At 69.1% G+C, this 25,233-nt stretch carries 27 protein-coding genes; 9 read left to right on the plus strand and 18 right to left on the minus strand.

Features of this window, described 5'->3' with window-relative positions:
• Positions 1-41: 41 nt before the first annotated feature.
• The gene (locus ALI144C_RS34015) at positions 42-674 is read left to right on the plus strand and encodes a hypothetical protein (protein WP_076991287.1); all 633 of its coding nucleotides are present in this window, start codon (positions 42-44) and stop codon (positions 672-674) included.
• Between the two features lie 44 nt (positions 675-718).
• Here the strand turns inward: ALI144C_RS34015 and pdxR are convergent, their stop codons facing one another.
• Positions 719-2,101, minus strand: coding sequence for a MocR-like pyridoxine biosynthesis transcription factor PdxR (gene pdxR / locus ALI144C_RS34020; protein ID WP_076991288.1), 1,383 nt, complete (start codon positions 2,099-2,101; stop codon positions 719-721).
• Positions 2,102-2,148: 47 nt separating this feature from the next.
• Here pdxR and ALI144C_RS34025 point away from each other — a divergent pair, with 47 nt between their 5' ends.
• Positions 2,149-3,057 carry a DMT family transporter gene (locus tag ALI144C_RS34025; protein ID WP_076991289.1) on the plus strand — a complete coding sequence of 303 codons (909 nt, stop codon included), beginning with the start codon at positions 2,149-2,151 and terminating at the stop codon, positions 3,055-3,057.
• On the opposite strand, the gene ALI144C_RS34030 is transcribed toward ALI144C_RS34025, so the two are convergent.
• A complete protein-coding gene (locus ALI144C_RS34030) occupies positions 2,969-3,796 on the minus strand; it encodes an NAD(P)-dependent oxidoreductase (RefSeq protein WP_330359631.1) in 828 nt (275 codons plus the stop codon). The two genes, ALI144C_RS34025 and ALI144C_RS34030, sit on opposite strands and share 89 nt — an antisense overlap.
• A complete protein-coding gene (locus ALI144C_RS34035) occupies positions 3,793-5,193 on the minus strand; it encodes a class II fumarate hydratase (protein WP_076991291.1) in 1,401 nt (466 codons plus the stop codon). The genes ALI144C_RS34030 and ALI144C_RS34035 overlap by 4 nt, the downstream gene beginning before the upstream one ends.
• A gap of 78 nt (positions 5,194-5,271) precedes the next feature.
• On the opposite strand from ALI144C_RS34035, the gene ALI144C_RS34040 reads away from it, so the two are divergent.
• Positions 5,272-6,243, plus strand: a complete 972-nt coding sequence (locus ALI144C_RS34040; protein WP_441297585.1) for an NAD(P)/FAD-dependent oxidoreductase — start codon at positions 5,272-5,274, stop codon at positions 6,241-6,243.
• A 45-nt stretch (positions 6,244-6,288) separates the two neighbouring features.
• On the opposite strand, the gene ALI144C_RS34045 is transcribed toward ALI144C_RS34040, so the two are convergent.
• Entirely contained in the window at positions 6,289-6,747 is a 459-nt protein-coding gene (locus tag ALI144C_RS34045) for a MarR family winged helix-turn-helix transcriptional regulator (RefSeq protein ID WP_076991293.1), read from the minus strand.
• Positions 6,748-6,792: 45 nt separating this feature from the next.
• On the opposite strand from ALI144C_RS34045, the gene ALI144C_RS34050 reads away from it, so the two are divergent.
• Positions 6,793-7,209 (plus strand): PPOX class F420-dependent oxidoreductase, encoded by a 417-nt coding sequence (locus ALI144C_RS34050; RefSeq protein ID WP_076991294.1) that lies wholly within the window; start codon positions 6,793-6,795, stop codon positions 7,207-7,209.
• Positions 7,210-7,249: 40 nt separating this feature from the next.
• Here the strand turns inward: ALI144C_RS34050 and ALI144C_RS34055 are convergent, their stop codons facing one another.
• The 4 genes from ALI144C_RS34055 to glpX all read right to left on the minus strand — a co-directional run bounded on the left by ALI144C_RS34055 (position 7,250) and on the right by glpX (position 10,427).
• Entirely contained in the window at positions 7,250-7,759 is a 510-nt protein-coding gene (locus ALI144C_RS34055; protein WP_076991295.1) for a L,D-transpeptidase, read from the minus strand.
• 72 nt (positions 7,760-7,831) lie between these two features.
• Positions 7,832-8,458 (minus strand): L,D-transpeptidase, encoded by a 627-nt coding sequence (locus tag ALI144C_RS34060; protein WP_076991296.1) that lies wholly within the window; start codon positions 8,456-8,458, stop codon positions 7,832-7,834.
• Between the two features lie 96 nt (positions 8,459-8,554).
• Positions 8,555-9,265 carry a S1 family peptidase gene (locus tag ALI144C_RS34065; protein WP_076991297.1) on the minus strand — a complete coding sequence of 237 codons (711 nt, stop codon included), beginning with the start codon at positions 9,263-9,265 and terminating at the stop codon, positions 8,555-8,557.
• A gap of 109 nt (positions 9,266-9,374) precedes the next feature.
• Positions 9,375-10,427, minus strand: coding sequence for a class II fructose-bisphosphatase (gene glpX / locus ALI144C_RS34070; protein ID WP_076991298.1), 1,053 nt, complete (start codon positions 10,425-10,427; stop codon positions 9,375-9,377).
• 98 nt (positions 10,428-10,525) lie between these two features.
• Here glpX and ALI144C_RS34075 point away from each other — a divergent pair, with 98 nt between their 5' ends.
• Positions 10,526-11,110, plus strand: a complete 585-nt coding sequence (locus tag ALI144C_RS34075) for a DUF4245 domain-containing protein (protein ID WP_143231028.1) — start codon at positions 10,526-10,528, stop codon at positions 11,108-11,110.
• A 195-nt stretch (positions 11,111-11,305) separates the two neighbouring features.
• On the opposite strand, the gene ALI144C_RS34080 is transcribed toward ALI144C_RS34075, so the two are convergent.
• From ALI144C_RS34080 to ALI144C_RS34100, 5 genes are all read right to left on the minus strand, one after another.
• Entirely contained in the window at positions 11,306-11,947 is a 642-nt protein-coding gene (locus ALI144C_RS34080; RefSeq protein WP_143231029.1) for a hypothetical protein, read from the minus strand.
• A 231-nt stretch (positions 11,948-12,178) separates the two neighbouring features.
• On the minus strand, positions 12,179-12,385 hold the full coding sequence (locus ALI144C_RS34085; RefSeq protein WP_076991301.1) for an exodeoxyribonuclease VII small subunit: 207 nt from the start codon (positions 12,383-12,385) through the stop codon (positions 12,179-12,181).
• Positions 12,382-12,774 carry a sugar ABC transporter substrate-binding protein gene (locus ALI144C_RS34090; protein ID WP_237774452.1) on the minus strand — a complete coding sequence of 131 codons (393 nt, stop codon included), beginning with the start codon at positions 12,772-12,774 and terminating at the stop codon, positions 12,382-12,384. The genes ALI144C_RS34085 and ALI144C_RS34090 overlap by 4 nt, the downstream gene beginning before the upstream one ends.
• Positions 12,752-14,029, minus strand: a complete 1,278-nt coding sequence (xseA, locus tag ALI144C_RS34095; RefSeq protein ID WP_076991303.1) for an exodeoxyribonuclease VII large subunit — start codon at positions 14,027-14,029, stop codon at positions 12,752-12,754. Before xseA ends, ALI144C_RS34090 begins: the two co-directional genes overlap by 23 nt.
• Positions 14,026-14,604, minus strand: a complete 579-nt coding sequence (locus tag ALI144C_RS34100; protein WP_076991545.1) for a lipid droplet-associated protein — start codon at positions 14,602-14,604, stop codon at positions 14,026-14,028. Before ALI144C_RS34100 ends, xseA begins: the two co-directional genes overlap by 4 nt.
• A gap of 90 nt (positions 14,605-14,694) precedes the next feature.
• On the opposite strand from ALI144C_RS34100, the gene ALI144C_RS34105 reads away from it, so the two are divergent.
• Positions 14,695-15,651 (plus strand): 4-hydroxy-3-methylbut-2-enyl diphosphate reductase, encoded by a 957-nt coding sequence (locus tag ALI144C_RS34105; RefSeq protein WP_076991304.1) that lies wholly within the window; start codon positions 14,695-14,697, stop codon positions 15,649-15,651.
• Between the two features lie 67 nt (positions 15,652-15,718).
• Here ALI144C_RS34105 and ALI144C_RS34110 read toward each other — a convergent pair whose 3' ends face one another.
• The 3 genes from ALI144C_RS34110 to rmuC all read right to left on the minus strand — a co-directional run bounded on the left by ALI144C_RS34110 (position 15,719) and on the right by rmuC (position 18,259).
• The gene (locus ALI144C_RS34110; protein ID WP_076991305.1) at positions 15,719-16,537 is read right to left on the minus strand and encodes a DUF6542 domain-containing protein; all 819 of its coding nucleotides are present in this window, start codon (positions 16,535-16,537) and stop codon (positions 15,719-15,721) included.
• A 63-nt stretch (positions 16,538-16,600) separates the two neighbouring features.
• Positions 16,601-16,801, minus strand: coding sequence for a hypothetical protein (locus ALI144C_RS54825; protein ID WP_143231030.1), 201 nt, complete (start codon positions 16,799-16,801; stop codon positions 16,601-16,603).
• Between the two features lie 492 nt (positions 16,802-17,293).
• Positions 17,294-18,259, minus strand: a complete 966-nt coding sequence (rmuC, locus tag ALI144C_RS34115; protein ID WP_076991306.1) for a DNA recombination protein RmuC — start codon at positions 18,257-18,259, stop codon at positions 17,294-17,296.
• A 156-nt stretch (positions 18,260-18,415) separates the two neighbouring features.
• On the opposite strand from rmuC, the gene ALI144C_RS34120 reads away from it, so the two are divergent.
• The 3 genes from ALI144C_RS34120 (at position 18,416) to ALI144C_RS34130 (ending at position 23,168) form a co-directional block, all read left to right on the plus strand.
• A complete protein-coding gene (locus ALI144C_RS34120) occupies positions 18,416-19,567 on the plus strand; it encodes an exonuclease SbcCD subunit D (protein ID WP_076991307.1) in 1,152 nt (383 codons plus the stop codon).
• Positions 19,564-22,521, plus strand: a complete 2,958-nt coding sequence (locus tag ALI144C_RS34125; protein WP_076991308.1) for an AAA family ATPase — start codon at positions 19,564-19,566, stop codon at positions 22,519-22,521. The genes ALI144C_RS34120 and ALI144C_RS34125 overlap by 4 nt, the downstream gene beginning before the upstream one ends.
• 71 nt (positions 22,522-22,592) lie before the next feature.
• Positions 22,593-23,168, plus strand: a complete 576-nt coding sequence (locus tag ALI144C_RS34130) for a Uma2 family endonuclease (RefSeq protein WP_076991309.1) — start codon at positions 22,593-22,595, stop codon at positions 23,166-23,168.
• Between the two features lie 2 nt (positions 23,169-23,170).
• On the opposite strand, the gene ALI144C_RS34135 is transcribed toward ALI144C_RS34130, so the two are convergent.
• Both ALI144C_RS34135 and ALI144C_RS34140 read right to left on the minus strand, forming a co-directional pair.
• On the minus strand, positions 23,171-23,662 hold the full coding sequence (locus ALI144C_RS34135) for a methylated-DNA--[protein]-cysteine S-methyltransferase (RefSeq protein ID WP_076991310.1): 492 nt from the start codon (positions 23,660-23,662) through the stop codon (positions 23,171-23,173).
• Complete coding sequence (locus ALI144C_RS34140) at positions 23,659-25,098, minus strand: AlkA N-terminal domain-containing protein (protein WP_076991311.1); 1,440 nt, start codon at positions 25,096-25,098, stop codon at positions 23,659-23,661. Before ALI144C_RS34140 ends, ALI144C_RS34135 begins: the two co-directional genes overlap by 4 nt.
• Positions 25,099-25,233 lie beyond the last annotated feature (135 nt).

A 25,233-nucleotide genomic window follows, 5' to 3' on the forward strand; every position in this document is an offset into this window, starting at 1 on the left:
TATCCAAGGGTGAGGCGCAGGGAGGACCAGAGGAGTGGCGTATGTCCCCGTTCGCGAGCAATGGCAGGCACCGGAAACGCGCGACCATCGGGGTGGCGGCAGTGCTCGGGGTCGCGGGCATCGCGGCCGCCGCGTTGGCGTTCAGCGGGGGCAGCAGTGAGGCCGCCGAGTCCTGCCAGGGGCTGGACACCGCGTTGCAGAACAACCTGAACTTCATCGCCGGTCAGCAGGCGAACCCGGATGCGCAGTCGGAGGCGCGGATCGCGAACCGACAGGCGGTCGTCGACCTGATCCAGCAGCGGCGCAAGGCGGCTGGCTGCGACGGCGACGGCGGAGCGGGCGACGCTGTCGAGCAACCCGAGCAACCCGAACAGCCAGGGGGCAGTGCTGAAGAGCCTGGCGGCAATGCCGGTGGCGGCGCTGTTGGCGAGACCGTCTGCCAGGGCTCGACTGTGACGCTGTCCGGTGAGGGCGGCGCGCCCGCCGCGTCCAGCAACCAGTTCCCGACCGGCACCAAGCTGCGAGTGACCAATTTGGACAACGACAAGTCCACCACTGTCGAGGTCACGTCGGTGTCCGGCAGTTGCGCGCTGCTGAACAACACCGCTTTCGAGCAGGTCCGCGAGCCCGGCAAGTTCCTGATCCGGCGCGCCAGGATCGAGCGCGTCGGCTAGCACCCCCACAGTCCCTCCACAGGGGGACCCTTCATGATCCCTGCTCATGAAGGGTTCATTTTCGCCGCCTCCGCGAACTCGTCCACAGCGGCGCGGAGGCGGTCGGGCGTGAGCGTCGCGTAGCCGACGACGAGACCGGGGAAGGTCGGTTGTGTCGCGTAGTCGGCCAACGGTCGCGCGTTCACGCCTCGGGCGGCGAGCGCCTGTGCCAGCAGGCGGTCGTCGACCCCGTCCGGCAACCGGATGACCAGGTGCAGTCCGGCCGCGATGCCGATCGGGCGCCAGCCGGGAAGCTTGTGCGTCAACGCTTCCAGGAACGCGTCACGCCGCCGCCGGTACAGCGCGCGCGTCCGCCGCAGATGCCGGTCGTACCCGCCGGACCGCAGCATCAACGCGAAAGCCGCCTGCGGCAGGGTCGCGCAGCCCATGTCGGTGATCCGCTTGCGGGCGATCACGTTGGCGCGCAGCCGGTCCGGGATCACCGACCAGCCCAGTCGCAGCGCCGGTGCCAGGACTTTGCTGACGCTGCCCTCGTAGATCACCCGCGACGGGTCGAGTGCCTGCATCGCGCTGAGCGCGGGCCGGTCGTAGCGGTGTTCGGCGTCGTAGTCGTCCTCGATGATGTATCCGTCGACGGCATGGGCCCACGCCAGCAAAGCCCGGCGCCGCTCGGGATGCAGCACTGTCCCCAGTGGAAACTGGTGTGCCGCCGTGACGAGCACGGCACGGCAGTCCGTCTTCGCCAGCTCCGACACACGCAGCCCGTCGCAGTCCGCGGGCACGGCGACTGCCTCAAGCCCGTGTGCCTCAACCAGTTCTCGTTCACCGGGGTGGCAGGGGTCCTCCAGCGCGACCTTCGCGTGCCCGGTCATCCGCAGCTGTTCGCAGATCAGCCGCAGCCCGTCGGCCGAGCCGTTGGTGATCACGATCTGGTCCGCTGTCACGGAAACCGCGCGCACCCGGCCGAGGTAGGACGCCAGTTCGGTGCGCAGCGGCCCGAACCCGGCCGGGTCGGGGTAGTCGAGGTCCTCGTCGGGCAGTTCGGCGAGCGCGGCCCGTTGCGCCGCGATCCACTCGGCACGCGGGAACGCCGACAACGCGGGCACACCCGTGCGCAGATCCAGTCGCCACGGCCGGTTCTGCTCAAGCACGTCACACGTCTCGACTGGGCCGATGGTCGCGACTGTGGTGCCGGAACCGTGTCTGGCCAGCAGATATCCCTCGGCGACGAGCTGCGTGTACGCGGACGTGATCGTTCCGCGCGCGACACCCAACTGCCCGGCCAGGTCACGGCTCGACGGCAGCCGCACACCCGGCTGCAGGCGTCCGTCCCTGATCGCGTCCCGCAGGGAGGACTCGATCGCCCGGCCGCGCTTCGGCCCGTCGGGCAGCAGCAGCTCACGCAAAGTGGTCCAGTTTGCGGTCATGGAAGTGGAGCTTAAAGGTAGACCACATCTTGCGGCACGCTGTTGCGGTGAACAAGGCGATGGTGGCTGCCGGGGTGGCGTGTGTGCTGGTGGGAGCCTCGGTACCGATCACGGGCATGCTCGACGGCTACCCGATCCTGGCCGGGCAGGCGATCCGATACGCGGTGGGAGCGCTTGCGCTGCTGCTGTGGCTCAGGGGACGGCTGAAGCCGCCGTCGTGGCGGGACGCGCCCGGCCTGATCGGCATGGTCGGCGCCGGGATGCTCGGGTTCAACGCCGGGATCCTGGTGGCGCAGCGGTACGCCACGCCTGGTTTCGTCGCCGCCGTCCTCGGCGCGAGCCCGCTCGTACTGGCTGTCGTCGCGCCCGCTCTGGCCGGGAAAGTGCCGAACGTCCGCGTGGTTGCCGGGGCGCTTCTGGTGGTGACCGGTGTCGTCGTGTTGACCGGCGGCGGTTCGTGGCACGGCCCTGGGCTGGTGCTGTCGTTGCTCGTGCTGGCAGGAGAAACGTCGTTCACGCTGGCCGGAGTCGGTGTGGTGCGCCGAATCGGCCCGGCCGCCGCCTCGACATGGGCCTGCATCGGCGCCGCGGTGGGCGGGTCCGTGGTCACCACATGGCAGGGCGAGTGGGCGTTGCCAACCTGGCAGCAGGCTGGGGCGTTGGTACTTCTGGGCGTTCTGGTGACAGCGGTGGGCTTCGTCTTCTGGTACCGGGGCGTCTCAGCGCTCGGCGCGGACCGCGTCGGGGTGCTGATCGGCCTGATGCCGCTGTCCGGACTGGGGGTCGCGGTGATCGTCGGCGCACAGACGCTGACGATCACCGCGCTTGTCGGAGCCCTCGTTGTCGCACTGGGTTGTGCGGCAGGCCTCAGCGGAACCCGTGATAGATCGCGGACATGTCGGCGTCGCCGTGACCCCGCTCCGACGCCCGAGCCAGCACCGACCGGATCGCCGTGACGACCGTGGGGTCGATGCCCACCTGGTCCATCGCCTCGGCGATCAACCCGGCGTCCTTGACAGCGCCTTCCAGCGTGAATGCGGGCGTGAAGTCGCCTGCGATCGTCGCCTTGCCCTTGAGCTGGGCGTACGCCGAGTCGGACGCGGCACCGGCGATGCCGTCGAGGAACAGTTGCGGGTCGAGGCCGAGGCTTTCGGCGAACGTGATCGCCTGGCCCGTCCCGGCGACGAGCGCCAGGATCCACGAGTTGAGCACGAGCTTGAGGCGGGTGGCGTCACCCGGCTTGTCCGACACCCACACCGTGCGCTGGCCGACGGCGTCGAAAACCGGCTGCGCCTTGGCCTTCAGCGCCTCCGAGCCGGAAGCGAGGACCAGCAGCGTGCCGTTCTCGGCGGGCTGCTTGGTGCCCAGCACCGGCGCGTCGACGTACCGGTCGTTCGACTCGGCCAGGCGCAGCGTGGCGTCCACGCCGATGGTGCCCATCTGGAGCCACACCGCGTCCGGGACTGCCTGGATGTCCTCGACGACGGAGTCGACGGCATCCGCGTCGAACAGCATCGTGATGACGACGTCCGCGCCCGCGACGGCCTCGGCGGGCGTGTCGGCGACCGTCGCGACGTCCGCCAGCGCCTCGGCCTTGGCACGGGAACGGTTCCACACCCGCAGCGGCAGACCGGCTTTCGCGATGTTGCGGGCCATGCCCGCGCCCATGATGCCGGTACCGAGAAGTGCGATCACTTGTTTCCTCCGCGTGCCATCCGCAGCACGTCCAGTGCCTCGTCGAGTTGCTCGACCGTCAGCTTGCCGGATTCGACGTGACCGCGCTCGATGACCACCTCGCGGATGGTCTTGCGCTCCTTGAGCGACTGCTTGGCGATCGAAGCCGCTTCCTCGTAACCGATGTAGCGGTTCAACGGGGTCACAATGGACGGTGAGGACTCGGCGTACTCACTGGTCCGCTCGGTGTCCACTTCGGTCCCTTCGAGAACCTTGTCGGCCAGCAGGCGCGACACCGCGGCGATCAGCCGCGCGGACTCGAGGACGTTGCGCGCGATCACCGGCAGCATCACGTTGAGCTGGAAGTTGCCCTGGCTGCCCGCGAACGCGACCGCGGCGTCGTTGCCGATCACCTGCGCGACGACCATCATCGTGGCCTCGGAGATCACCGGGTTGACCTTGCCCGGCATGATCGACGACCCGGGCTGCAGGTCCGGCAGCCGCAGCTCGGCGAGGCCGGTGCGCGGACCGGAGCCGAGCCAGCGCAGGTCGTTGGCGATCTTGAACAGCGACACCGCGACGGTCCGCAGCTGACCGGACGTCTCGACGACGCCGTCCTGCGTCGCCTGCGCCTCGAAGTGGTCGCGCGCCTCGGTCAACGGCAGACCCGTCGCCTCGGCCAGCTCCGCTGAGACCAGCCCACCGAAGTTCGCGGGCGCGTTGAGGCCGCTGCCCACCGCGGTCCCGCCGATCGGCAACTCGGCCAGCCTGGGCAGGGACGCCTGCAGCCGCTCGATGCCGTACCGGACCTGCGCGGCCCACGCGCCCGCCTCCTGGCCGAGGGTGATGGGCACCGCGTCCATCAGGTGGGTGCGGCCGGACTTGACGACGTCCGCCCAGTCGTCCGCCCGGTTCCGCAAGGCCGTTGCCAGGTGCTCAAGTGCGGGGATGACGTCCTGCACGACCGCTTCGGTCGCCGCGACGCGGATCGTGGTCGGGAAGGTGTCGTTGGACGACTGCGACGCGTTGACGTGGTCGTTCGGGTGCACGTCGGTGCCGAGCGCGCGGCTGGCCAGCGTGGCGATGACCTCGTTGGCGTTCATGTTCGACGAGGTGCCCGAGCCGGTCTGGAACACGTCGATCGGGAAGTGCTCGTCGTGCCTGCCGTCGGCGACCTCACCGGCGGCCTGCGCGATCGCGTCGGCCGTGGCCGCGTCCAGCACACCGAGCTGCTTGTTCACCCGCGCGGCCGCGCCCTTGAGCAGGCCGAGCGCCCTGATCTGGGCTCGTTCGAGGCCACGACCGGAGATCGGGAAGTTCTCGACGGCACGCTGCGTCTGCGCGCGCCACAGCGCGTCGGCGGGGACACGGACCTCACCCATGGTGTCGTGCTCGATGCGGTACTCACGTTCTGCCATACCGGCAGTCTTCACCCTATTGGCCGGGTTGTGCTCGTCGTAAGCTCGTGATCGTTCCCACCACCACGGGGGTGTCTGTTGACAGACGTCGACTTGTTGATCATCGGGGCCGGACCGACCGGCCTGTTCGCCGCCTATTACGCGGGTTTCCGGGACCTGTCCACCGCGATCGTGGACTCCCTGCCGGAACCGGGTGGTCAGGTGACCGCGATGTACCCGGAGAAGCAGATCTTCGATGTGGCCGGCTTCCCGGCGGTGCGCGGCCGTGACCTGGTAGCGGCGCTGGTAGAGCAGGCCGGGCAGTGGAAGCCGACCTACCTGTTGGGGCGCAAGGCAAGCACCCTGACACCGGCGGACGGCGGCGGCTACGAGGTGGGTCTCGGCGACGGGAGCACCGTTCGCGCGGGCGCGGTGCTGATCACGGCGGGGATCGGCGAGTTCACGCCGCGGCCGTTGCCCGCGGGCGACGGCTGGCTCGGCCGTGGCATGGTCCACTTCGTACCGGAACTGGGCGTGTACCGCGACAAGCACGTGGTCGTCGTCGGCGGCGGCGACTCGGCGTTCGACTGGGCGCTGGCCCTGCACCCGATCGCGGCGAGCGTGAAACTGGTGCACAGGCGGGCCAAGTTCCGCGCGCACCCGCCCACGGTCCGCCAGGTGGAGGCGCTTGGCGTGCCGATCATCACGGACGCCGAGGTCACCATGCTGCGCGGCGAGCCGACCGTGCGGGAAGTGGAGATCACGGTCAAAGGCCAGGACCCTGCGATCCACCAGGCTGACGTCGTGGTCGCGGCGCTGGGGTTCACGGCGGACCTGGGCCCGATCGAGTCGTGGGGCCTGAAGCTGAGCCACCGCGCGATCGACGTGGACAGCACGGGTAAAACGGCCATCGACCGGGTTTACGCCGCCGGCGACGTGGCCAACTACCCGGGCAAGGTCAAGCTCATCGCGACCGGTTTCGGCGAGGCGGCCACCGCCGTGAACAACATCGCGGTGGCGCTGAACCCGGAAGCGCACTTGTTCCCCGGTCACTCCAGCAACGAGGGCTGAAGAGACCTCGTGAGTGTTCACACGGGGTCCGGCCCGTGTGAACACTCACGAGGTTTTCAGGGCTTGGACGACGGCGTGGGTCGCGTCGCCGAGTATTTCGACCTGCTCGCGGGTCAGGTGGTCGAAGAAGTGCCTGCGGACCGATTCCACGTGCAGGGGTGCCGCGGCCTCGATGGCTTTCCGGCCCGCCTTGGTGAGCACTATCGTCGCGCCGCGGGCGTCGTCCGCGCATTCCTCACGGGTGACCAAGCCGCGTTGCTGCATGCGCGTCACGTGGTGCGAGAGCCTGCTCTGAGACCACAGCATGCGTTCGGCCAGTTTCTTCAGGCGGTAGCGGTGGTCGTGTGACTCCGACAATGTCGACAGCACGTCGTAGTCCGGTTCCGACAGGCTTGAGTCGCGCGCCAGGTCACGGTTCAGCTGCGCGTTGAGCAGCAGGAACATCTGCCGGTAGCCGCGCCACGCGCGGTCCTCGGCCTCGTCGAGCCAACGCGGTTGCACCATACCGGACACTGTAGCGTTTGTTGACATGTCATGTAGGTTGCGGGCATGGACGAAAAGCTGAGGGATCTCGTTGCCACGAGTACGAAAGGCGTGCTCGTGACGCTCAAGCGGGACGGTCGGCCGCAGCTGTCGAACGTCAGCTACAAGTTCGCCGACGGCGTCATCCGCGTCTCGGTCACCGACGGCCGCGCCAAAACCAGGAACCTGCTGCGCGACCCGCGGGCGAGCTTCTATGTCACCAACGACACCTTCCGCCGGTACGCGGTCGCGGAAGGCACGGCGACGCTGTCCGATGTCGCGACCGCTCCGGACGACGACGCCGTCGGCGAACTCGTCGAGCTCTACCGGTCCGTCGTGGGGGAGCACCCGGACTGGGACGAGTACCGCGCCGCCATGGTCGCTGACAAGCGCCGGGTCGTGCGCATCCCCGTCGACCGGATCTACGGCCTCGCGATGGACTAGTGATCACGAACCACCCCCAACGAACTTCCATTCGCAACCACTAGGCGACCACCTGAACGCCTGCTTTCACCGCCAGCGCGTCGAAGAAGATCTTGGCGGCCTCCGGGGACAGGTGCACGCACCCGTGTGACGGCTCGGTCAGCGGGCCCTCGTGGAACGCGATCCCGCCCGCCGCGAAGAACACCGAATGCGGCATCGGCAGGCCGTAGATGCTGGACGTGTGCACGGCGTCCTTCCACGCCACCTTGAACGTCCCCACGGGCGTCTCATGCCCCTGCCTGCCGTGCGTGACGGGCACCGGCCCGTACTCGACCAAGCCGTCCTTCAGCAGCCACGCCAGGTTCTGCGACAAGCTCACGCAGGCCCGGACCTGTGCCGTGCACGGCGGTGCCGGGGTGACCACCGGCTGTGGTTCGGGTGACGGCGTGCTCGTCGTGGTCAGCGCAGTCGTGGACGGGCTGGGCGGCGGGACCTGCACGGCCTGCTGTGTCGTGCCCGCACAGGCGGTGAGCAGCAGGGCCGCTGCGGGGAGAACCAAGGCCAAGCGCATGAAAAAACCTTCCCTCCGTGGCGTGCGGGATTACTCACGCCACGGAGGGAAGGTTGGTTGCAAAGAAGCGGGTTACCTGACGACCTCGACGACGTCACCGACGGCCAGCGAGCCGAAGAACTTCTGCGCGGCAGCGGGCGACAGGTGGATGCAGCCGTGCGACAGTTGCTTGAGGCTGCCCTGGTGGAACGCGATACCGCCGTTGAAGAACACCGACCACGGCATCGGTGCGTCGTTGAAGATGCTGCTCTTGTGGTTCTTGTTCTTGAACTGCACCCGGAACGTGCCCGGCGGCGTCAGGTAGCCCTTGCGGCCGTGCGTGATCGGCACCGGGCCGTAGACGACCTTGCCGTCCTCCATCAGCCACGACTGGTTGGTCGACAGCTTGATGCACGCCTTCGCCGCGGTGCTGCACGGCGCCTCGGCGGACTGCGTCGGCTGCGGCTTCGGCGTGGTCGGCTTGGGGGTGGTCTTGCTCGTGGTCGGCTTCGGCGTCGTGGTCTTCGGCTTCGTCGGTGACGACGGTGCCGATGTCGGCGCGGAACTGCTGGTCGGCGCCGACGTCACGGTCGAGGTATCGGTGGTGACCGGCACGACCTGCTTGCCTGCGGCCAGGTCGACCGGCTGCGGCGACGAACAGGCGCTGAGCACGGCCGCTGCGGCCACTGCCGCCCCCACAATCAGCTTGCGTACCCGCATTGTCTCTCCCTCAGCCGGTGAATCCCTCTGTCCTACAAGACGACAAGGTCTACCCTGAGGTTGCGTACGAATTGTCTCGACCGGATCTCGGTGCTGTCACGTGACTTGCGAGTTGATCCAGTCCACATAGGCACTCGCACTGGTGTAGATGGACGGTCCGGTGCCGCACGACTGGCTCTCGTCACCCGCCCTGCTCGTCACGCCGACCAAACGCCAGCCCGTGCCGTCCTTGACGATCTGCGGGCCGCCGGAGTCTCCGTGACACGCCCCCGCGACGCCACCGGGGCTGTCCGTGCACAGCTCCAGCACTCCGTCGATGCCCAGACACCGCGACGCCTCGACCAGCCGGGTGTCGAGCTGCTGGAGCTTCGCCGACGAGCCGCATCCACCGAGTTGGGGACACTTCTGGCCCCAACCGAGCAGCCGGGTCGCCGAGCCGACCGGCGCGCTGCCGATCGGCACGGGCGCCGCCTGGACCGGTTTCGCGAGTTCGACCAGCGCGATGTCGTAGCCAGGGCGCACGCCGTCGTACGCCGGGTGCACGACGATGCTCACGACCGCCGAGACCTCGCCGCCGCGCAGCAGGTCGTTGGTGCCGGTCCGCGCCTTGATGTCGGCCGGTGGGTCGTTCTGCACGCAGTGCGCGGCCGTGAGCACCCAGCCGGGCCGGATCAGCGAGCCCCCGCAGAAGTGCTCGCCAGTGGCGTCCTGGATCGACGCCATGAAGACGTACGGTTGATCGGCGTCCTGCCCGCCGACGATCGGCGGAACCAATGCTGACAGTCCGAATACCAGGGCGCGAAGCACCGTTAGAAACTACGCTCCGCAGCCGAGGACCGCGATCAGGCCGCCGAATGATTCACCGGTGGCCCGAGTCGCGGTCCGTCACCGTCGATTCACCACATCGAGCGAGCGGTCACGGCAGCGGGGGGAGGATTTCCTCGTCCTCGGCGTGCTTCGGGTCGAAGTCGACCGTCGAGTACTCCCGCAGCTTGGTCAGCCGGTGGAAGCCGTCGATCATCCGCACGGTGCCGGACTTGGAACGCATCACGATGGACTGCGTGGTGCAGCCGCCGGACCGGTAGTGCACGCCGCGCAGCAGGTCGCCGTCGGTGATGCCGGTCGCGCAGAAGAAGACGTTGTCGCCGCTGACCAGGTCGTCGGTGGCCAGCACGCGATCGAGGTCGTGGCCCGCGTCGATCGCCTTCTGGCGTTCGGCGTCGTCCTGCGGCCACAGCCGGGCCTGGATCGCGCCGCCCATGCACTTCAGGGCGGACGCGGCGATGATCCCCTCCGGGGTGCCACCGATCCCGAGCAGCAGGTCGACACCGGTGTTCGGCCGGGCGGCGGAGATCGCGCCGGCCACGTCGCCGTCGGAGATGAAGTGGATCCGCGCACCGGCCCGCCGCACCTCGCCGACCAGCTGCTCGTGCCTCGGACGGTCCAAAATGCACACCGTGACGTCGGAAACGTCAGTGTGCTTGGCTTTCGCGACCCGCCTGATGTTCTCGGCGACCGGCGCGGTGAGGTCGATCACGTCGGCCGCCTCGGGGCCGACGGCGATCTTCTCCATGTAGAACACCGCGGACGGGTCGAACATCGCACCGCGCTCGGCGACCGCGAGCACCGCGATGGCGTTCGGCATCCCTTTGGCCATCAGGGTTGTCCCGTCGATCGGGTCGACGGCGACGTCACACGCCGGGCCGTTGCCGTCACCGACCTCCTCGCCGTTGAACAGCATCGGGGCTTCGTCCTTCTCGCCCTCGCCGATCACGACGACGCCCTGCATGGACACCGTCCCGATCAGCTTGCGCATGGCGTCGACCGCCGCGCCGTCGCCGCCGTTCTTGTCACCGCGGCCAACCCAGCGGCCCGCCGACATGGCCGCCGCCTCGGTGACCCTGACCAGTTCGAGTGCGAGGTTGCGGTCCGGCAGTTCACGCCTGCTCGTGGCATCGGCTGAAGTCATCTTCGGCTCCCTGGTCTGGTCGTCGCGACCTGTCGATCCTCGCAGATCGGGCGGGGCCCGAGGAAACGGTGTGTGACGCGAACTGCGACGATGAAGGTGTGTCCGCCCCATCCCGGTTCAAGACAAGCGCGCGCGACATGGTGTTGTCGCTCGTGGTACTGCTCGCGATCATCGGTTCGATCGTGTGGCTGACGCAGGGATGTGAGTTCAGTCCCAGCGGCCCGACGATCGACCCGAGTTCGGCTCCGACCGTGGACGCGTCGAAGGAGCTGGGCGCGGCGGCCCGGCGGGTGGACTTCCCCGTGCGGGTGCCCGCCGTGCCGGACGGCTGGCGCGCGAACTCGTCGAACACCCTTCCGCTCGGCCAAGGACCGACGAGGACGACGGCGGTCAGGGTCGGCTGGATCACGCCTGGCGGGAAGTACCTGCGGTTGAGCCAGTCGAAGGCGCCGGTGGAAGACCTCGTGGTGCTGGAGGCGGGCGGTGGCGTGACGGCGGACACCATCGGCTCGGCCGACGTCGCGGGCATGAAGTGGACCAAGTACCACGGCAGGGGCGACGAGCCCGCGTGGGTGCTCTCGGTGGACGGCGTCCAGCTGCTGATCACCGGCAGCGGAACCGACGACGACTTCCGTGCGCTGGCGACGGCGGCGCAGACGGCCAAGCCGATCACCCGGTCCTGAACCCCGTGAAGCGGCTCGGAGCGTGTCCGAGCCGCCTCACGGTGGGTGCCGTCAGACCTTGGCCAGCGCACCGGCAATAGGTTTGACAATGGTGCGCGAGGGCATTGTTCCTCTTTCAGGCGGGAAATCATGGCCTGGTGAAAAAAGCCCCGTAATCTCGCGAAAAATCAACCCGAGGTGAAAACGAGCGGGTTTTCAGAGGTTGACCGCAAGGCCCTTGCCGAGGAATGTCGCGGCCTCGACGGGAAGGCCTTCGACCGTGTGCAGGTGGTCGGCGATGAGCGCGGCGGCCTGGTCCTTGGTGACACTCTCGATCTCGATGCCCTCGATGAAGTCGGCGAGCTTCGGCGCCCACTCCTTGATGAGGCCCGCGATCGGCTTGAAGATCAGGTCGTTGATGGCGCTGCCGACCTCGGGGATGAGGGTCAGGCCGGAGCCGATGATCTCCAGGATGCCCGCGGCGATCGGGCCGCCGTAGCGCAGTGCGGCGACGAGCACCGGCTGGAGGAACTTCAGCAGCTCCTTGGCGGCGCCGATCAGATCGATGTCCTGAGTGGACACACGAGCGGCGGCGTCCTTGACCGCTGTCAGCTCGGCGGCGAGGGCGGTGTCACCGGCCGCGGCGGCCTGCGCGGTGAGCGCGTCCACCCGCTCCGGGGTGGTGGCCTGGCGCAGGGTGTCCAGCAGGCGCTGGGCGGAATCCTGCTGCGTCGCGGAAATCGAGGCCTGAATCCGGTCGGCCTCGGAAGCGGCGACAGCGGTCGGCGCGAAACCGGCGACGAGAATGGCGGAAGTCACCACGGCGGCAACGGGCTTGACAATGGCGCGTGAAGGCATTTTTTCTCCTGCGGCGGGGTAGGGAAACGTGGCCGAACGCTAAGGGCCGGTCGTCTCCCCGGTCACCGGGATGTGGTGTAACCCTCAGTGTTCGCGCGATTTCACCCCGTGCATAAGTGCCTTCTGTGCTGCGGCCTTTTCCCGAACGCCACTCCGACGTCATCCAGCCGTTGCCAAGTTGGGGGTAACCCGGCGGGGTTATGCCATCAGGACTAGGCCGTGTTTCACGACCTAGGTGTCCTTGTCGGCCGCGGCCAGTGCTGCCTCGACACGCTCCCGCGCGCCGGCCAGGTGGCGGTCGCAGATCTTCGCGAGTGCCTCGCCGCGTTCCCACAGGGCCAGCGAGTCCTCCAGGGACAGGCCGCCCGCTTCCAGTTTGGCCACCACGTCCGCGAGTTCGTCGCGTGCTTGTTCGTAGCCGAGTTGTTCGTCGCTCACTTGATCATGCTCCCAACGCGGGCCACTGCTGTCGCGACCGCTTCGTCGTAGCCTACGAAGGCTTCGGCGAACTCCGCTCCGTCGCGTTCCAGTACCGCGTCTTCGATGCGTTCGCGGGCTTGGGTTATCCGGTCGCGCAGGCGGGTTCCGTCGCCGTACCACCAGGCTGTTCCCGCATAGATCGCGATGGCGTCGGCCAGTTGCCGCAGTCGCTGCGGCAGCAGCCGCCTTCCCGGCGAGTCGCAGCCGCCCAGCAGCGCCGCCCAGCACTCCGCCGCCGCCGCGTCCGCCAGTTCCGCGCTGGCGCGCACCATTTCGGCGCCGGTGGTTTCCGTCGCAGTCATCGTCGACGGGAGGAAGGCCGGTCTAGTCGCCGGTCGGATCGTCACCGTTGCCTCCCCTCGCCGACTCGGATGATTCCTGCTCCTCGGTCACGGTCGCGTGCACGGCGCCGTCTGCCACCCGCACCCGCAGCCGGGTATCGGGTGACGCGTCGGTCACCGACCGTAGAACCCTGAGATTTTCATCCAGAGTGACGAATTGCACAACCGCGTATCCCCGGGCCAGAGTGGCGGCTGGGCCGAGGGTCGTCAAGCGGGCTTTGGTCCCGGTGATCGCGGACTGTTCGGCCTTGACCAGCGAGATGATCTCCCGCCGCGCGCGCTGGCGCGCCACTTCCACCTGTTCAGCGTGCCTTTCCAGCGGTTTCAGCGGGTCGGCGAGCACCGGCCTGCTGCGCAGTTGGTCGAGCAGCCGCCGTTCACGATCCACCCAGCCGTGTAGTGCCCGGCGGGCGCGATCGCGCAGCGTCCGGATCCGGGTCATCTCCTCAGCCACGTCCGGCACGACCCGTTTGCCCGCGTCTGTCGGCGTCGAGCACCGCAGATCGGCGACGTGGTCGAGCAACGGGGTGTCCGGTTCGTGCCCGATCGCGCTGACGACCGGCGTGCGGCAGGCGTAGACCGCGCGGCACAGCGTTTCGTCCGAGAACGGCAGCAGGTCCTCGACGCTGCCGCCGCCCCTGGCGATCACGATCACGTCGACCTGCTCGTCCCGATCCAGCGCCGACAACGCGTCGACGATCTGCGGGACCGCGAGAACCCCTTGCACCGCGACGTTTTCCACGCGGATGTCGACCGACGGCCACCGGGCGCGGGCGTTCACGAGCACGTCGCGTTCGGCCGCCGACGCCCGCCCGGTGATCAACCCGATCCGGCGCGGCAGGAACGGGAGCCTGCGTTTGCGGGACCGCTCGAAAAGCCCCTCGGCCGCCAACAGCTTGCGCAGCCGCTCGATCCGGGCGAGCAGCTCACCGATGCCCACCGCCCTGATCTCGTCCGCGCGCAGGCTCAACGTGCCGCGGTTCATGAAGAACGTCGGACGGCCGTGCACGATCACCCGCGCGCCCTCCGACAGCGGCGGCTGGAACTCACGCAGCAGCTGTCCGGTGCAGGTCACGGTCATCGACACGTCCGCGGCGGGGTCGCGCAACGTGAGGAACGCGGTCTGGTTGCCCGGCCGCAGCGACAACTGGGTGACCTGACCCTCCACCCACACCGCACCGAGCCGCGAGATCCACTCGTTGATCTTGCGGGCGACCGTGCGGACCGGCCACGGCTGCTCGGCGGTTGTCTGTTCGCTCACTGCTGCTCGGGCGGCGACGTGGCCGAGACGGACGCGATCCGGCGGGTCAGCATGCCGATGAACGAGGGTCGCGCCGCGTTCGTCTCCTCGTAGCGCAGCAGCTCATCGAGCTCGTCCTTGGAGAACGTCCGCAGCCGCGCGCGCAGCTGAGGCAGCGACAGCTCGTCGTAGTTGGGCACGCCCGCGGGCGGCTGGGTCCCGCCTTCGACCTCGTCCTCGGCTTCCGCCTCGGCGATCGCCGACTCCTCCATCTGCCACGGGTCGGCCCCGGCCGCGCCGTTGGACGCGGGGTCCGGCGCCGCCGCCGCCGGGCGGCTCACGTCATACGCGTCGACGTCCTCGTCGAACGTCGCCCACTCCGGCGCCTCCTCGACCGGGCGGAACGACGCCAGCGCCTCGTCACCCTTGATGGCGAGCGCGGTGATCTCCTGCTGCACTCTCATCGACAGCTGCATCGCTTGGCTGGCAACGGTTACCGGCAGTCCGACGAGTTTCTCCGGCAACTCACGCGCGCGCTCGACGGCGGTCGCGGCGAGACCGGCGGCGACCCGGAACGGCAGCGGCAAAGGCGTCATGCGCATAGCCTGCCGCAGATCACCCCCAAGACCCAACTAGGACGGCCCTAGGACCCAGGTCACTCGACGTGTCGCCGTACCCTGGGTGTCATGAGCGATACGACCAAACGGGTACTGCTGGCCAAGCCACGTGGTTACTGCGCGGGGGTGGACCGGGCAGTGGTGACCGTGGAGAAGGCGCTCGAGAAATACGGACCGCCGGTTTACGTGCGCAAGGAGATCGTGCACAACCGGCACGTGGTGGAGACGCTGCGCGAACGCGGGGTGATCTTCGTCGACGAGACGTCCGAGGTGCCCGAGGGCGCGCTCGTGGTGTTCTCCGCGCACGGCGTGTCCCCGCAGGTGCACCAGGAGGCGGCGGAGCGCGGCCTGCGCACGATCGACGCCACCTGCCCGCTGGTCACCAAGGTCCACAAAGAGGCTGTCCGGTTCGCCAAGGAGGACTACGACATCCTGCTGATCGGCCACGAGGGCCACGAGGAGGTCGAGGGGACCGCCGGTGAGGCGCCCGACCACATCCAACTGGTCGACACCGCCGAGGACGCCGCCGAGGTGCAGGTGCGCGACCCGAGCAAGGTGATCTGGCTGTCGCAGACCACGCTGTCGGTCGACGAGACCATGCAGCGGGTGGACCAGCTCAAGAACCGCTTCCCGATGCTGTCCGACCCGCCCAGCGACGACATCTGCTACGCCACGTCGAACCGGCAGTTCGCGGTGAAGACGATGGCGCCGGAATGCGACCTGGTGATCGTGGTCGGCTCGCAGAACTCGTCCAACTCCAAGCGGCTCGTGGAGGTCGCGTTGCAGGCGGGCGCCAAGGCGTCGTACCTGGTCGACTTCGCCCACCAGATCGACGAGACCTGGCTGGACGGGGTGGCCACGGTCGGCGTGACCTCGGGCGCGTCGGTGCCGGACCACCTCGTGATGGAGGTCCTCGCGTTCCTGGCCGAGCGCGACTACCTGGACGTTCAGGAGATCACCACGGCGAACGAGAAGATCGCGTTCTCCTTGCCGCGTGAACTGCGCAAGGACGCCAAAACCGGCTGAGTACCACCGGACGACGAAGCAGAAGGGCTACCCGGTTCGCCGGGTAGCCCTTTACTGTGTCTCGGCGTCAGTAGTCGTCGCGCGGACGGGGCCGTGGCGGCTGAGAGCCGCGTGGACGACCACTGCCCTGCTGAGAGTTACGCCTCGGTGGCGCCTCGCCTCGGTCGCGCCTGCTCTCCTGCTCGCGCGCGGGGCGGCGAGTTGGCGGGTTTTGGTCACGTCTGCTCGAGCCCTGCGGCCGCTCACGGGCCTCACCGCGGCCACGGCCGTCCCTGCTGTCCCGGTCGCGCGACGGCCGCCGGGCGGGCCTGAGGTCGTCGAAGTCCGCGTCCTTGTCGCGTTCACGGGGGCGGCGAGCCGGGCGCTCGTCCCCACCGGCATCTAAGCTCGCCGAGCCCGCGTTCGGGTTGCGCTGAAGGAAAAGCCGGATGACGCCGAGCACGATCGTGGCGGCCGTCGCACCCGCCATCCACGGGAACGAGCTGGCCAGCGGCAACGCGACCTCGAAGACCAGCTTCTTCGTGCCGGTCTCGGCCGCGGCGCCGGTCGGCTCCCGCCCCATCAACTGCACCGGGACGAACGTCGCCGCGAAGATCAACGGTGGCTGCACCATGGGCCCGAACAGGTTGCGTCGCCGCACGCCGAGCACCGCCAGCACACAACCAGCCAGGAACAGGGCGTGGTAAAGGCCGAACCCGGTCAAGCTGGTGTCGTCGACGAGTCTGCCCTTGTCGATCACCGCACCGACGATGGCCAGCAGCAACGCCAGCAGGACGGCGCCCCACCAAGGCAGTCCACGGCGGTTGCCCAAGACGGGACGTTCGTCCCACGCGGCCTCGGCCGCGTCCATGTCAAGATCGCTGTCGCGATCGCGCGTGGCGGTCACGCTTCCACACGGTAGACGCTCGCAGGTGAGGGCTGTCGTACCAGCCGTCAATAGCCGCCGGGTTTAGCCCGTTCGGTGTGATTCGAGCCACTCCTCGGGGTCCGCTGTGTCCGATTCGGCCGGGTCCGATGTGGCCGAATACTGCTTCCGGGCAGCGGGCAGCGGGCAGCGGGCAGCGGGCAGCGGAGATCGGGCGCCGGGCACCAGCCCGCCAGCCTTCTGGCAGCGGCCACCGGCCGTGTGCTGACCGCCGGGATCGGGCATCGGCGACCCTCCCTCGGCATCGGGAATCGGCCACCAGTTACCGGGTGCTGGCAGCCGGGCAGCGGGCGTCGGCACTGGCCATCGGGCTGCGGCCGTCTGGCACTAGCCACCGGGTGCTGGTAGTCGGGCGTCGGGCAGCGGGCGTCCGGCGTCGGGCACTGGCCACCAAGCATCGGCCACCAGCCACCAGCCACCAGCCACCAGCCGCCGGGTGCTGGCCGCCGGGCGTCGGCGACCGGTCGTCGGGCACCCAGGCGTCGGCTACCAGGCACTGGCCATCGGGCCGCGGCCGCCGGGTATCGGTCACCAGCCACTGCCCACTAACCACCGGCTGCGGCGACGGGGCATCGGCCGCTGGCCACCGGCTACCGGGCGTCAGCCACCGTGCATCGGGTGCCGTGCATCGGGTGCCGGGCTGCGGCGACCGGGCTGTGGCGGCGTACCTCTTCCGGAACGATCGGTACGCGGCGGTCGACTGTCACCCACCCTCTACTACCCCACGGACCGGCCGTTCGGTTGCCACGTGTCGGCGACAGATTCCTCCTCTCGTTCCGAAACGCCTGTCGTGACCTCGTCTGCGCGTCGGACGGCCGCGATGGGGGTCGGGCTCGCCGCCGCGTCGGTCAGCGGGCCCACGGCCGCGCGGAAGCCCTCAAGGGCGTCCAGTTCACGCCGCCGTGCGGACAGGAACCGCTGCAGGTGGGTACTGGACAGGTTGACCGCGTCGACGGCCGCGCCTGCCATGCGGTGCGCGTTGGCGGCCGTGGCTCGGACGGCTTCGACGTCCGCGGCGAGTGCGCGCTCGGTCGCCGCGAACAGCGCTCCGGACGCGACCACGGCGAAACCAGTGGGCCCGCACAGGAAAACCCGTCTGTCGAGCAGCCACCGCAACAGGTTCGGGTCGGTGTCCAACGCGGCGACCACGGCGGCGTCCGACGGCACGAACATGATCGTGCCGTAGATCGCGTCGGCCCAGCGCTGGTAGCCCTTGCCCGCCAGCTCCGCGGCGCGTGACCGGATGTTGCGGACGTGCACCCGCAACGCGTCCAGCCGCTCGGCCGTGTCGGACGTCTCGACCGCCTCCGCCCACGTGGCCATGGATGCCTTGGCGTCCACGGGAACCCGCCTGCCGTCGCCGACCAGCAGGACCAGGTCGGGCCGGGCCGAGCCGCCGCCCGCGAGGTCGGTCTGCAGCGTGAAGTGGATGCCTTCCCGTAACCCGAGCGCCCTGGCCGTCTCGACGAGCACCTGCTCGCCGAGCTCGCCGCGGCCGGAGATGGACGCGAACGCCACCTCGTAACGCCGCAGCGCCGTGTGCTGCTCGTCGGAGCGCACGCGCTCGGCCGCGAGCTGCTGCATCGCCGCCTCCGTGCGCCGCATCCCGTCGGTGTAGAGCTTCCAGAGCGCCAGCACCGCACCGATGAGCAGCAGGGACAGAACAACCACCGCCCAAGCCACCGGTAGTTCCTTTCTCGTGGGTGAGTCGCGCCATCTTCGCTCAGGGGTACGACAGTTTTCTTGTCTCTGTAGTTCTAGCTGGGGATTTCACTCTGTCGTGGCAACACGCCGGGGGCGGTGCGGGGCAATGTCGGCATCGCCCCCTAACTTGGACGCATGAGGTTGCTGCACACGTCCGACTGGCACGTGGGGCGGACCTTCCACGGCGCGGACCTGCTCGCCGACCAGGAGTCGGTGCTCAGCGGCCTCGCGGACATCGTTGCCGACGAGCGCGTCGACGTCGTGGTGGTCGCGGGCGACATCTACGACCGCGCGGTCCCGTCGGCCGAAGCGGTGCAGGTGTACGAGCGGGTGCTCGTGCGCATCCGGGAGGCGGGTGCGCAGTTGGTGATCACGCCAGGCAACCACGACTCGGCGCCGAGGTTGGGCGCGATCGGGAAGTTCGCGGAGGCGGGCGGTCTGCACATGCGGACGAGGATTCCCGACATCGACCGCCCGGTGCTGCTGCGCGACGACCACGGCGACGTCGCGTTGTACGGAATCCCGTATCTGGAGCCGGAAGTCGCCCGGCACTCGCTGGAGATCAGCGAACGCGGGCACACCGGCGTGCTGTCCGAGGCGATGCGGCGGATCCGTGCCGACCTGGCCGGCAGGCAGGCCCGGTCGGTGGTGCTGGCGCACGCGTTCGTGACCGGCGGTGCGGCGTGCGACTCGGAGCGGCCGATCGCGGTCGGCGGCGTCGAACAGGTGCCGGGGTCGACGTTCGACGGGGTCGACTACGTGGCGCTGGGGCATTTGCACGGCGCGCAGGAACTCGCGAACCACCTGAGGTACTCGGGCAGCCCGCTGGCGTACTCGTTCTCCGAGGCACGGCAGCACAAGTCGGTGTGGCTGGTGGAGATCGACAAGGCGGGCCTGGCCGGGGTCGAGCGCCGGAGGCTGCCGGTGCCGAGGCCGTTGGCCAAGCTCGAAGGCCTGATGGCCGACCTGCTCGGCGACCCGGCCAACGACGAGTTCCGCGAGCACTACCTGTCGATAACGGTGACCGACCAGGTCAGGCCGGTGGATGCCTTGCGGCGCCTGCAGGACCGCTTTCCGCACGCGGTGCACATGGAGTGGCAGCCCGCGGGCGGACGCGGCGCGGAGGCCTTGCGCTACAGCGAGGCTGTGCGGGGCCGGGACGATCTTGACGTGGCGTGCTGTTTCGTCGAGCACGCGCGTGGCGGACGGCCGACCGAGCGCGAGAGTGGCTGGCTGCGCGCGGCGCTGGAGACCGTGACCGCGGCGGAGAGCGAGAAAGAGCGATGAGGCTGCACAGCCTGGAGGTGACCGCCTTCGGCCCGTACCCGGGCACCGAGTCGGTCGACTTCGACGTGCTCGGCGCGGACGGCCTGTTCCTGCTGCACGGCGAGACCGGCGCGGGCAAGACCACACTGCTCGACGCGATCGCGTTCGCCCTGTTCGGCAAGGTCCCGGGGGTGCGCAACGACGCGCGGCGCCTGCGTTGCGACTACGCGGACAACGACACGCTGACCGAGGTCAAGCTGGAGCTGACCGTGCAGGGGCACCGGCTGCGGCTGATCCGCGGACCGGAGTACGAGCGGCCGAAGAAGCGCGGCGACGGAACCACGAAACAGCAGGCCAGGGCGTCGCTGACGTGGATCGGGGATCCGCCGGGCGGGTACGAGCGCGACGGGCTGATCAGGATCGACGAGGTCAGCCGGACGGTCGAACGCCTGCTCGGGATGAGCGCGGAGCAGTTCTTCCAGGTGGTGCTGCTGCCGCAAGGCGAGTTCGCGCGTTTCCTGCGCGCGGACACCCAGGAACGCGAGCAACTGCTGGAGAAGTTGTTCAGCACCTACCGTTTCGCGGACGTCGAACGCTGGTTTCGCGACCGCAGGACGGAATGCTTCCGCGACCTGGAAGTTCGCCGGGCGGGCGCGATGCGCCTCGTGGCGCGTGTGGCGCAGGCCGCGGGGGAGGAGCCGCCGGAGGACCACTCGGCCGACGGCGAGTGGCTCGACCTGGTCGCGGCACGGCTCGGCGAGGCCGAGACGGCGGCGCGGGAGAAGGCCAAGCTGGCCGGTGTGGCCGCCACGACGGCCGAGCAGGAGTTGACCAAGGCGCGTGAGCTGGCCGACCGCGTGCGCAGGTTGCGCAACGCCCGTGCCGAACTCGCCGAGTGCGAGCGAATGCTTCCACAGCAACAGGAGTGGATCGCCGAGCGGGCCAAGGCGCGGCGCGCGGTGCCCGTGGTCGTCGCCAACCGCGGCGCCGGGCAGTTGCAGGTGGAGTTGGAACACGCCACCCGTGCCGAGGAAGAAGCGATTGTCGCGGCGACGAAAGCGGGCTTCAAACGGATCGACGCGGACGAGGCCTACCTGCGTGCGGAGTCGGCCAGGCTGACCGAGGAGGCTGGCGGCCTCGCGCAACTGCTGGAGGACGCGAAGCAGCAGAAGAAGGCCAAGCTGCGGCTGACGAAGCTGATCGACGCGGACTGGGCGGCCGAGGAGAAGGTCACCAGCCTCGAAGCGGAACTGGTCGCGTTGCCCGAGCAGATCAAGGCGGCGGCAGAGGAACTGGCCCAGGCACGGGAAGCGGCGGCACGCCTGGACGGCCTGAAGGCCAAGAAGGCGGAACTGACCGAGCGGATGCGGCTGCGCAAACGCCTCGGTGACGCGGAGGAGCACGTCAAAAGCGCGGAAGCCGTCCTGACCAAGGCGATCGACGCGCACCAGCAGGCACGGGACCACTCGCTGACGATCAGGGCCCGCAGGCTGGACGGGATGGCGGCGGAACTGGCGAGCAGGCTGGCGGCCGGTGCCGCCTGCCCGGTCTGCGGATCGGCGGACCACCCGGCTCCCGCGCACCCGGTCCCGGGAGCGGTCAGCGAGGCCGAGGAAGCGGATGCCCTCGCGATGGAGCAGGACGCCCAGAACGAGCGCGCGCGGGCGGAACGCGACCACCAGGCGGCGATCGCGGACCTGGCGGCGCTGCGGGAACGAATCGCGTCCGGTGACGACTCGTCCAACTTGTCCGAAGTGGACAAACTGCTGGCCGAGACGGCTTCGTTGGCCGCGCGGCGCGAACCGCAGAGCAGGCTCGTCGGTGAGCTGGACAGGCGTTCGGCGTCGATCTCGGCGGAGCTGTCGGCGGCGAAGCAGGAGTTGGCGAGCCTGCGGACCGAACGCGAGCAGATCGGGAAAACCGTGGAGATGCGCCAGAAACGCCTCGACCCGGCCCGAGGCGAATACGCGGACGTGCGGGTGCGGCGCGAACACGTCCTGCTCTCGGCCGCGGCGGTGACCGAACTGCTGCGGGCCCGTGGCCAGCGTGAACAGCTGGCCAAACGGCTGACGACGCAGCGGACCGAAGTGCACGACGCGGCGATCTCGGCGGGGTTCACCGAGGTCACGGAAGCACTGGACGCGGCACGGGACGAACTGCGGCTCGCGGACCTCGACCGGATGATCAGTTCACTGGAGAACAAGGAAGCCGCGGCCAGGGCGGCGCTGGCCGAGCCGGACCTCGCCGACATCGACCCGGAAACCTCGGTCGACCTGGAGGAGTTGGCGGCCGCGCTGACCAAGGCCCGCGAGATCGCGGACGCGGAAGTCGCCGTGCTGCGGGAGGCCGAGCGCCGTTCGGCTGACGTCCGTGCTCTCGCCGCGAGACTGCGTGCGGAATGGTCCGCCCTGGAGCCGGTGGAAGTGGAGTACGCGGACCTCGCCGCGCTGACCGACGTGGTGAACGGCCGAGGGCAGAACTCGCGGCGGATGTCGTTGCGCTCCTACGTCTTGGCCGCTCGGTTGGAGGAAGTCGCGGTCGCGGCGACCGCGCGGTTGTCGCGGATGAGCCAGGGCCGGTACTCGTTCGTGCACTCGGATGCCCGTGGCTCGCATGGCACGCGCGGTGGGCTCGGGCTGGACGTGCTCGACGACTACTCCGGGAAGATCAGGCCAGCCAAGACGTTGTCCGGCGGGGAGTCCTTCCTGGCTTCTTTGGCTCTGGCGTTGGGGTTGGCTGACGTCGTGGCGGCGGAGACCGGCGGGGCATTGCTGGACACGCTGTTCGTCGACGAGGGCTTCGGCACGCTCGACGCCGACACGCTCGACGAGGTCATGGACACTTTGGACGAGTTGCGGGCCGGTGGCCGGGTGGTCGGCCTGGTCTCGCACGTGGAGGAACTGCGTCAGCGGATTCCGGTTCGGCTGCGAGTACGCAAGGCGCGCACCGGATCCCGACTGGAAGTCATCGCCTGACCTGGGCAGATGCCACAGTCGCGCGAAGCCGACCGATGGCTTGCACGCATGTGAGTCGCTACCATGACCGCATGACCGCTCTACCGGACTGGATGCGCCCTCCTCGCGTCGAGGGCTGGTTCGCGGATGACCTTGACCACCTGCCCGAGGCCCCTCGGCACACTGAACTGATCGATGGAGCTCTTGTCTTCATGATGACCCCCCAGCGGTCATGGCACGCACGTGTCGTCAACCGGCTGACCAGCAGCCTGGAGAGCCAGGCCCCGAGTGGGATCGTGGTCGAACTGGAGATGACGGTCCGGTTGGACGAGCGCAACCGGCCCGAGCCTGACATTCTGGCCACGAGTGCACCCTTCGAGTCAGGTCGGACCTGGCACTCGCCCGCCGATGTGCTCCTCGCCGTCGAAGTCGTGTCACCGGAGTCGGCGCATCGCGATCAGCACGTCAAGCTGCGCAAGTATGCGGAGGCCGGAATCCCGCACTACTGGATCGTCGAAGAGCACGAGACGAAACCAGTAGTGCGCGTTTACGAACTGGACAAGCCAACGAACGCTTATAGTCCAGTGGGGATATTCAGGAGTGATTTGAAGCTGGAGTTTCCCTTTCCCATTGTGCTCGACCTGGACAACCTCGTCCGCGCCAAGTAGCCCTAGGCCGTTTCGTGCTCCAGCAGCCACCGCTTGGCGGGCAGGCCCCAGCGGAAGCCGCCGATGCTGCCGTCGGTGCGCAGAACCCGGTGGCACGGAACGAAAAGCGCGACAGGGTTACGCGCGCAAGCGCTGGCCGCGGCCCGAACGGCCGACGGTCGCCCGGCGAGATCGGCGAACTGCGAGTACGTCACGGGAGCACCCGCCGGAACGGTCCGCAGGACCTTCCACGCGTGCTGGATGAACTCGCCTGACCGCTGGTTCACCGCGATGTCCTCGATGGCTTCGACGTCACCGGAGTGGTACGCGACCACAGCCTTGGTGACCTGGCCGAGGTCCGTGCGTTCCCGGATCTCGGCAGGCCGGATCGACGGGTGGATGAGGCCGACGAGGTCGTTGACGTCCCCTGTCCAGCCGGACGCGACGACCTCGTCGCCCCGCACGACGGCCGTGAACGGGCCGATCGGTGTGTCCACAACAGAATACTCAGTCATGATGTCCTCAAGTCTGCTCGCCACAAGTGCATGCCCGCGTACGAGCGCCAAGGCGCCCACGCCGTGGACCGCGCGGCGAGATCGGTGATACCGAGCTTTTCCGCTCCCTTGCGCAACGCCACGTCGCCGGGCAGCAGGATGTCAGGCGCGCCCAGCACGCGCATCTTCACGTAGCCGGACGTCCACGGGCCGATGCCGCTGAACGCCTCCAGTCGGACCGCGAGCTCGTCGGGGTCCGCGCCGACGTGCACGTCCAGGTCGCCGGACGCGATCGCCGCGCTGACCGTGCGGATCGTCTCGATGCGTTTGCGGGGACCCGTGAGCACCTCCGCGCCGTGCTCCGCGATCGCTGCCGGGGTCGGGAACAGCGTCGTCAGGGTGCCGTCCGGGGCTTCGAGGCGCTCGCCGAGCGCGTCGGTGAGCCGCGTCAACGCGGTCCGGGCGGCCGCGACCGTGATCTGTTGGCCGATCAGGGCACGCAGCACGATTTCCGGGCCGTCCACGCTGCCCGGCACGCGGATTCCGGGCGTCTTGAGCACCCACGGCTCCAGCGCCGGGTCCTTGGTCAGCAGTTCGTCGACCGCGCAGGGGTCCGCGTCCAGGTCGAACAGCCTGCGCAGCCTGGCCACCGCGCTGCCTAGGTCACGCATGTCCGACAGGCGCAGCGTGCAGTCGACGTGATCGGGGGCCGGGTACATCCGGGCCGTTCCCGTGCCGTGCGGAAGCCGCAGCGTCCTGGCGTACCCGCCGTCGGTGTCCTCGACTCCCGTGACCGCACGGGCCTTGAGGAAGTCGACGACTCCGGTGCCGTCGAACGGCTGCCGGAACGCCAGGCGCAGGTTCACCTTCCCCGCCGTCGTCAGTGGACGGTGGCGTTTCGCGCCGATCCGCAACTGGGTCGGCGTCGCGGCGAACACCGCGCGGATCGTGTCGTTGAACTGCCGGATGCTCGCGAAGCCCGCGGCGAACGCCACGTCGGCGAACGACAGCGTCGTCGTTTCGATCAGCAACCGCGCCGAGTGCGCCCGGTGCGCCCTGGCCAGTGCCAACGGGCTGGCGCCGAGTTCCGCGGTGAGCATCCGGGTGACGTGCCGCTCCGAGTAGCCCAGGCGTGTCGCGAGCCCGGGGACGCCTTCCCGCTCCACGATCCCGTCCGAGATCAGCCGCATGGCACGACCGGCCAGGTCGGCGCGCAGATTCCACTCCGGTGAACCGGGCACCGCGTCCGGCAGGCACCGGCGGCAGGCCCGGTACCCGGCCGCCTGCGCGGCCGCCGCCGTCGCGTAGAACTCGACGTTGCGGCGCTTCGGCGTGGTCGCCGGGCACGAGGGACGGCAGTAGATGCCGGTCGTACGGACCGCCAGGATGAACTGGCCGTCGAACCGGGGATCCCGGGATGCGACGGCTCGGTATCCGCGTTCCGTGTCGATGAACATGCGTCGACGGTACGTCCCTCGTGCGGGCGCGACTAGCGGGAATCAGACATTGCCGTCGGCGGACCCGCCTGGCCGGTGTGAACAGGGAAGATAATAAGAAGCCTATATAAACGGCAGCCTATATGAGGGGTCGTT

This window comes from Actinosynnema sp. ALI-1.44, from assembly GCF_001984155.1.
Classification (GTDB): domain Bacteria; phylum Actinomycetota; class Actinomycetes; order Mycobacteriales; family Pseudonocardiaceae; genus Kibdelosporangium.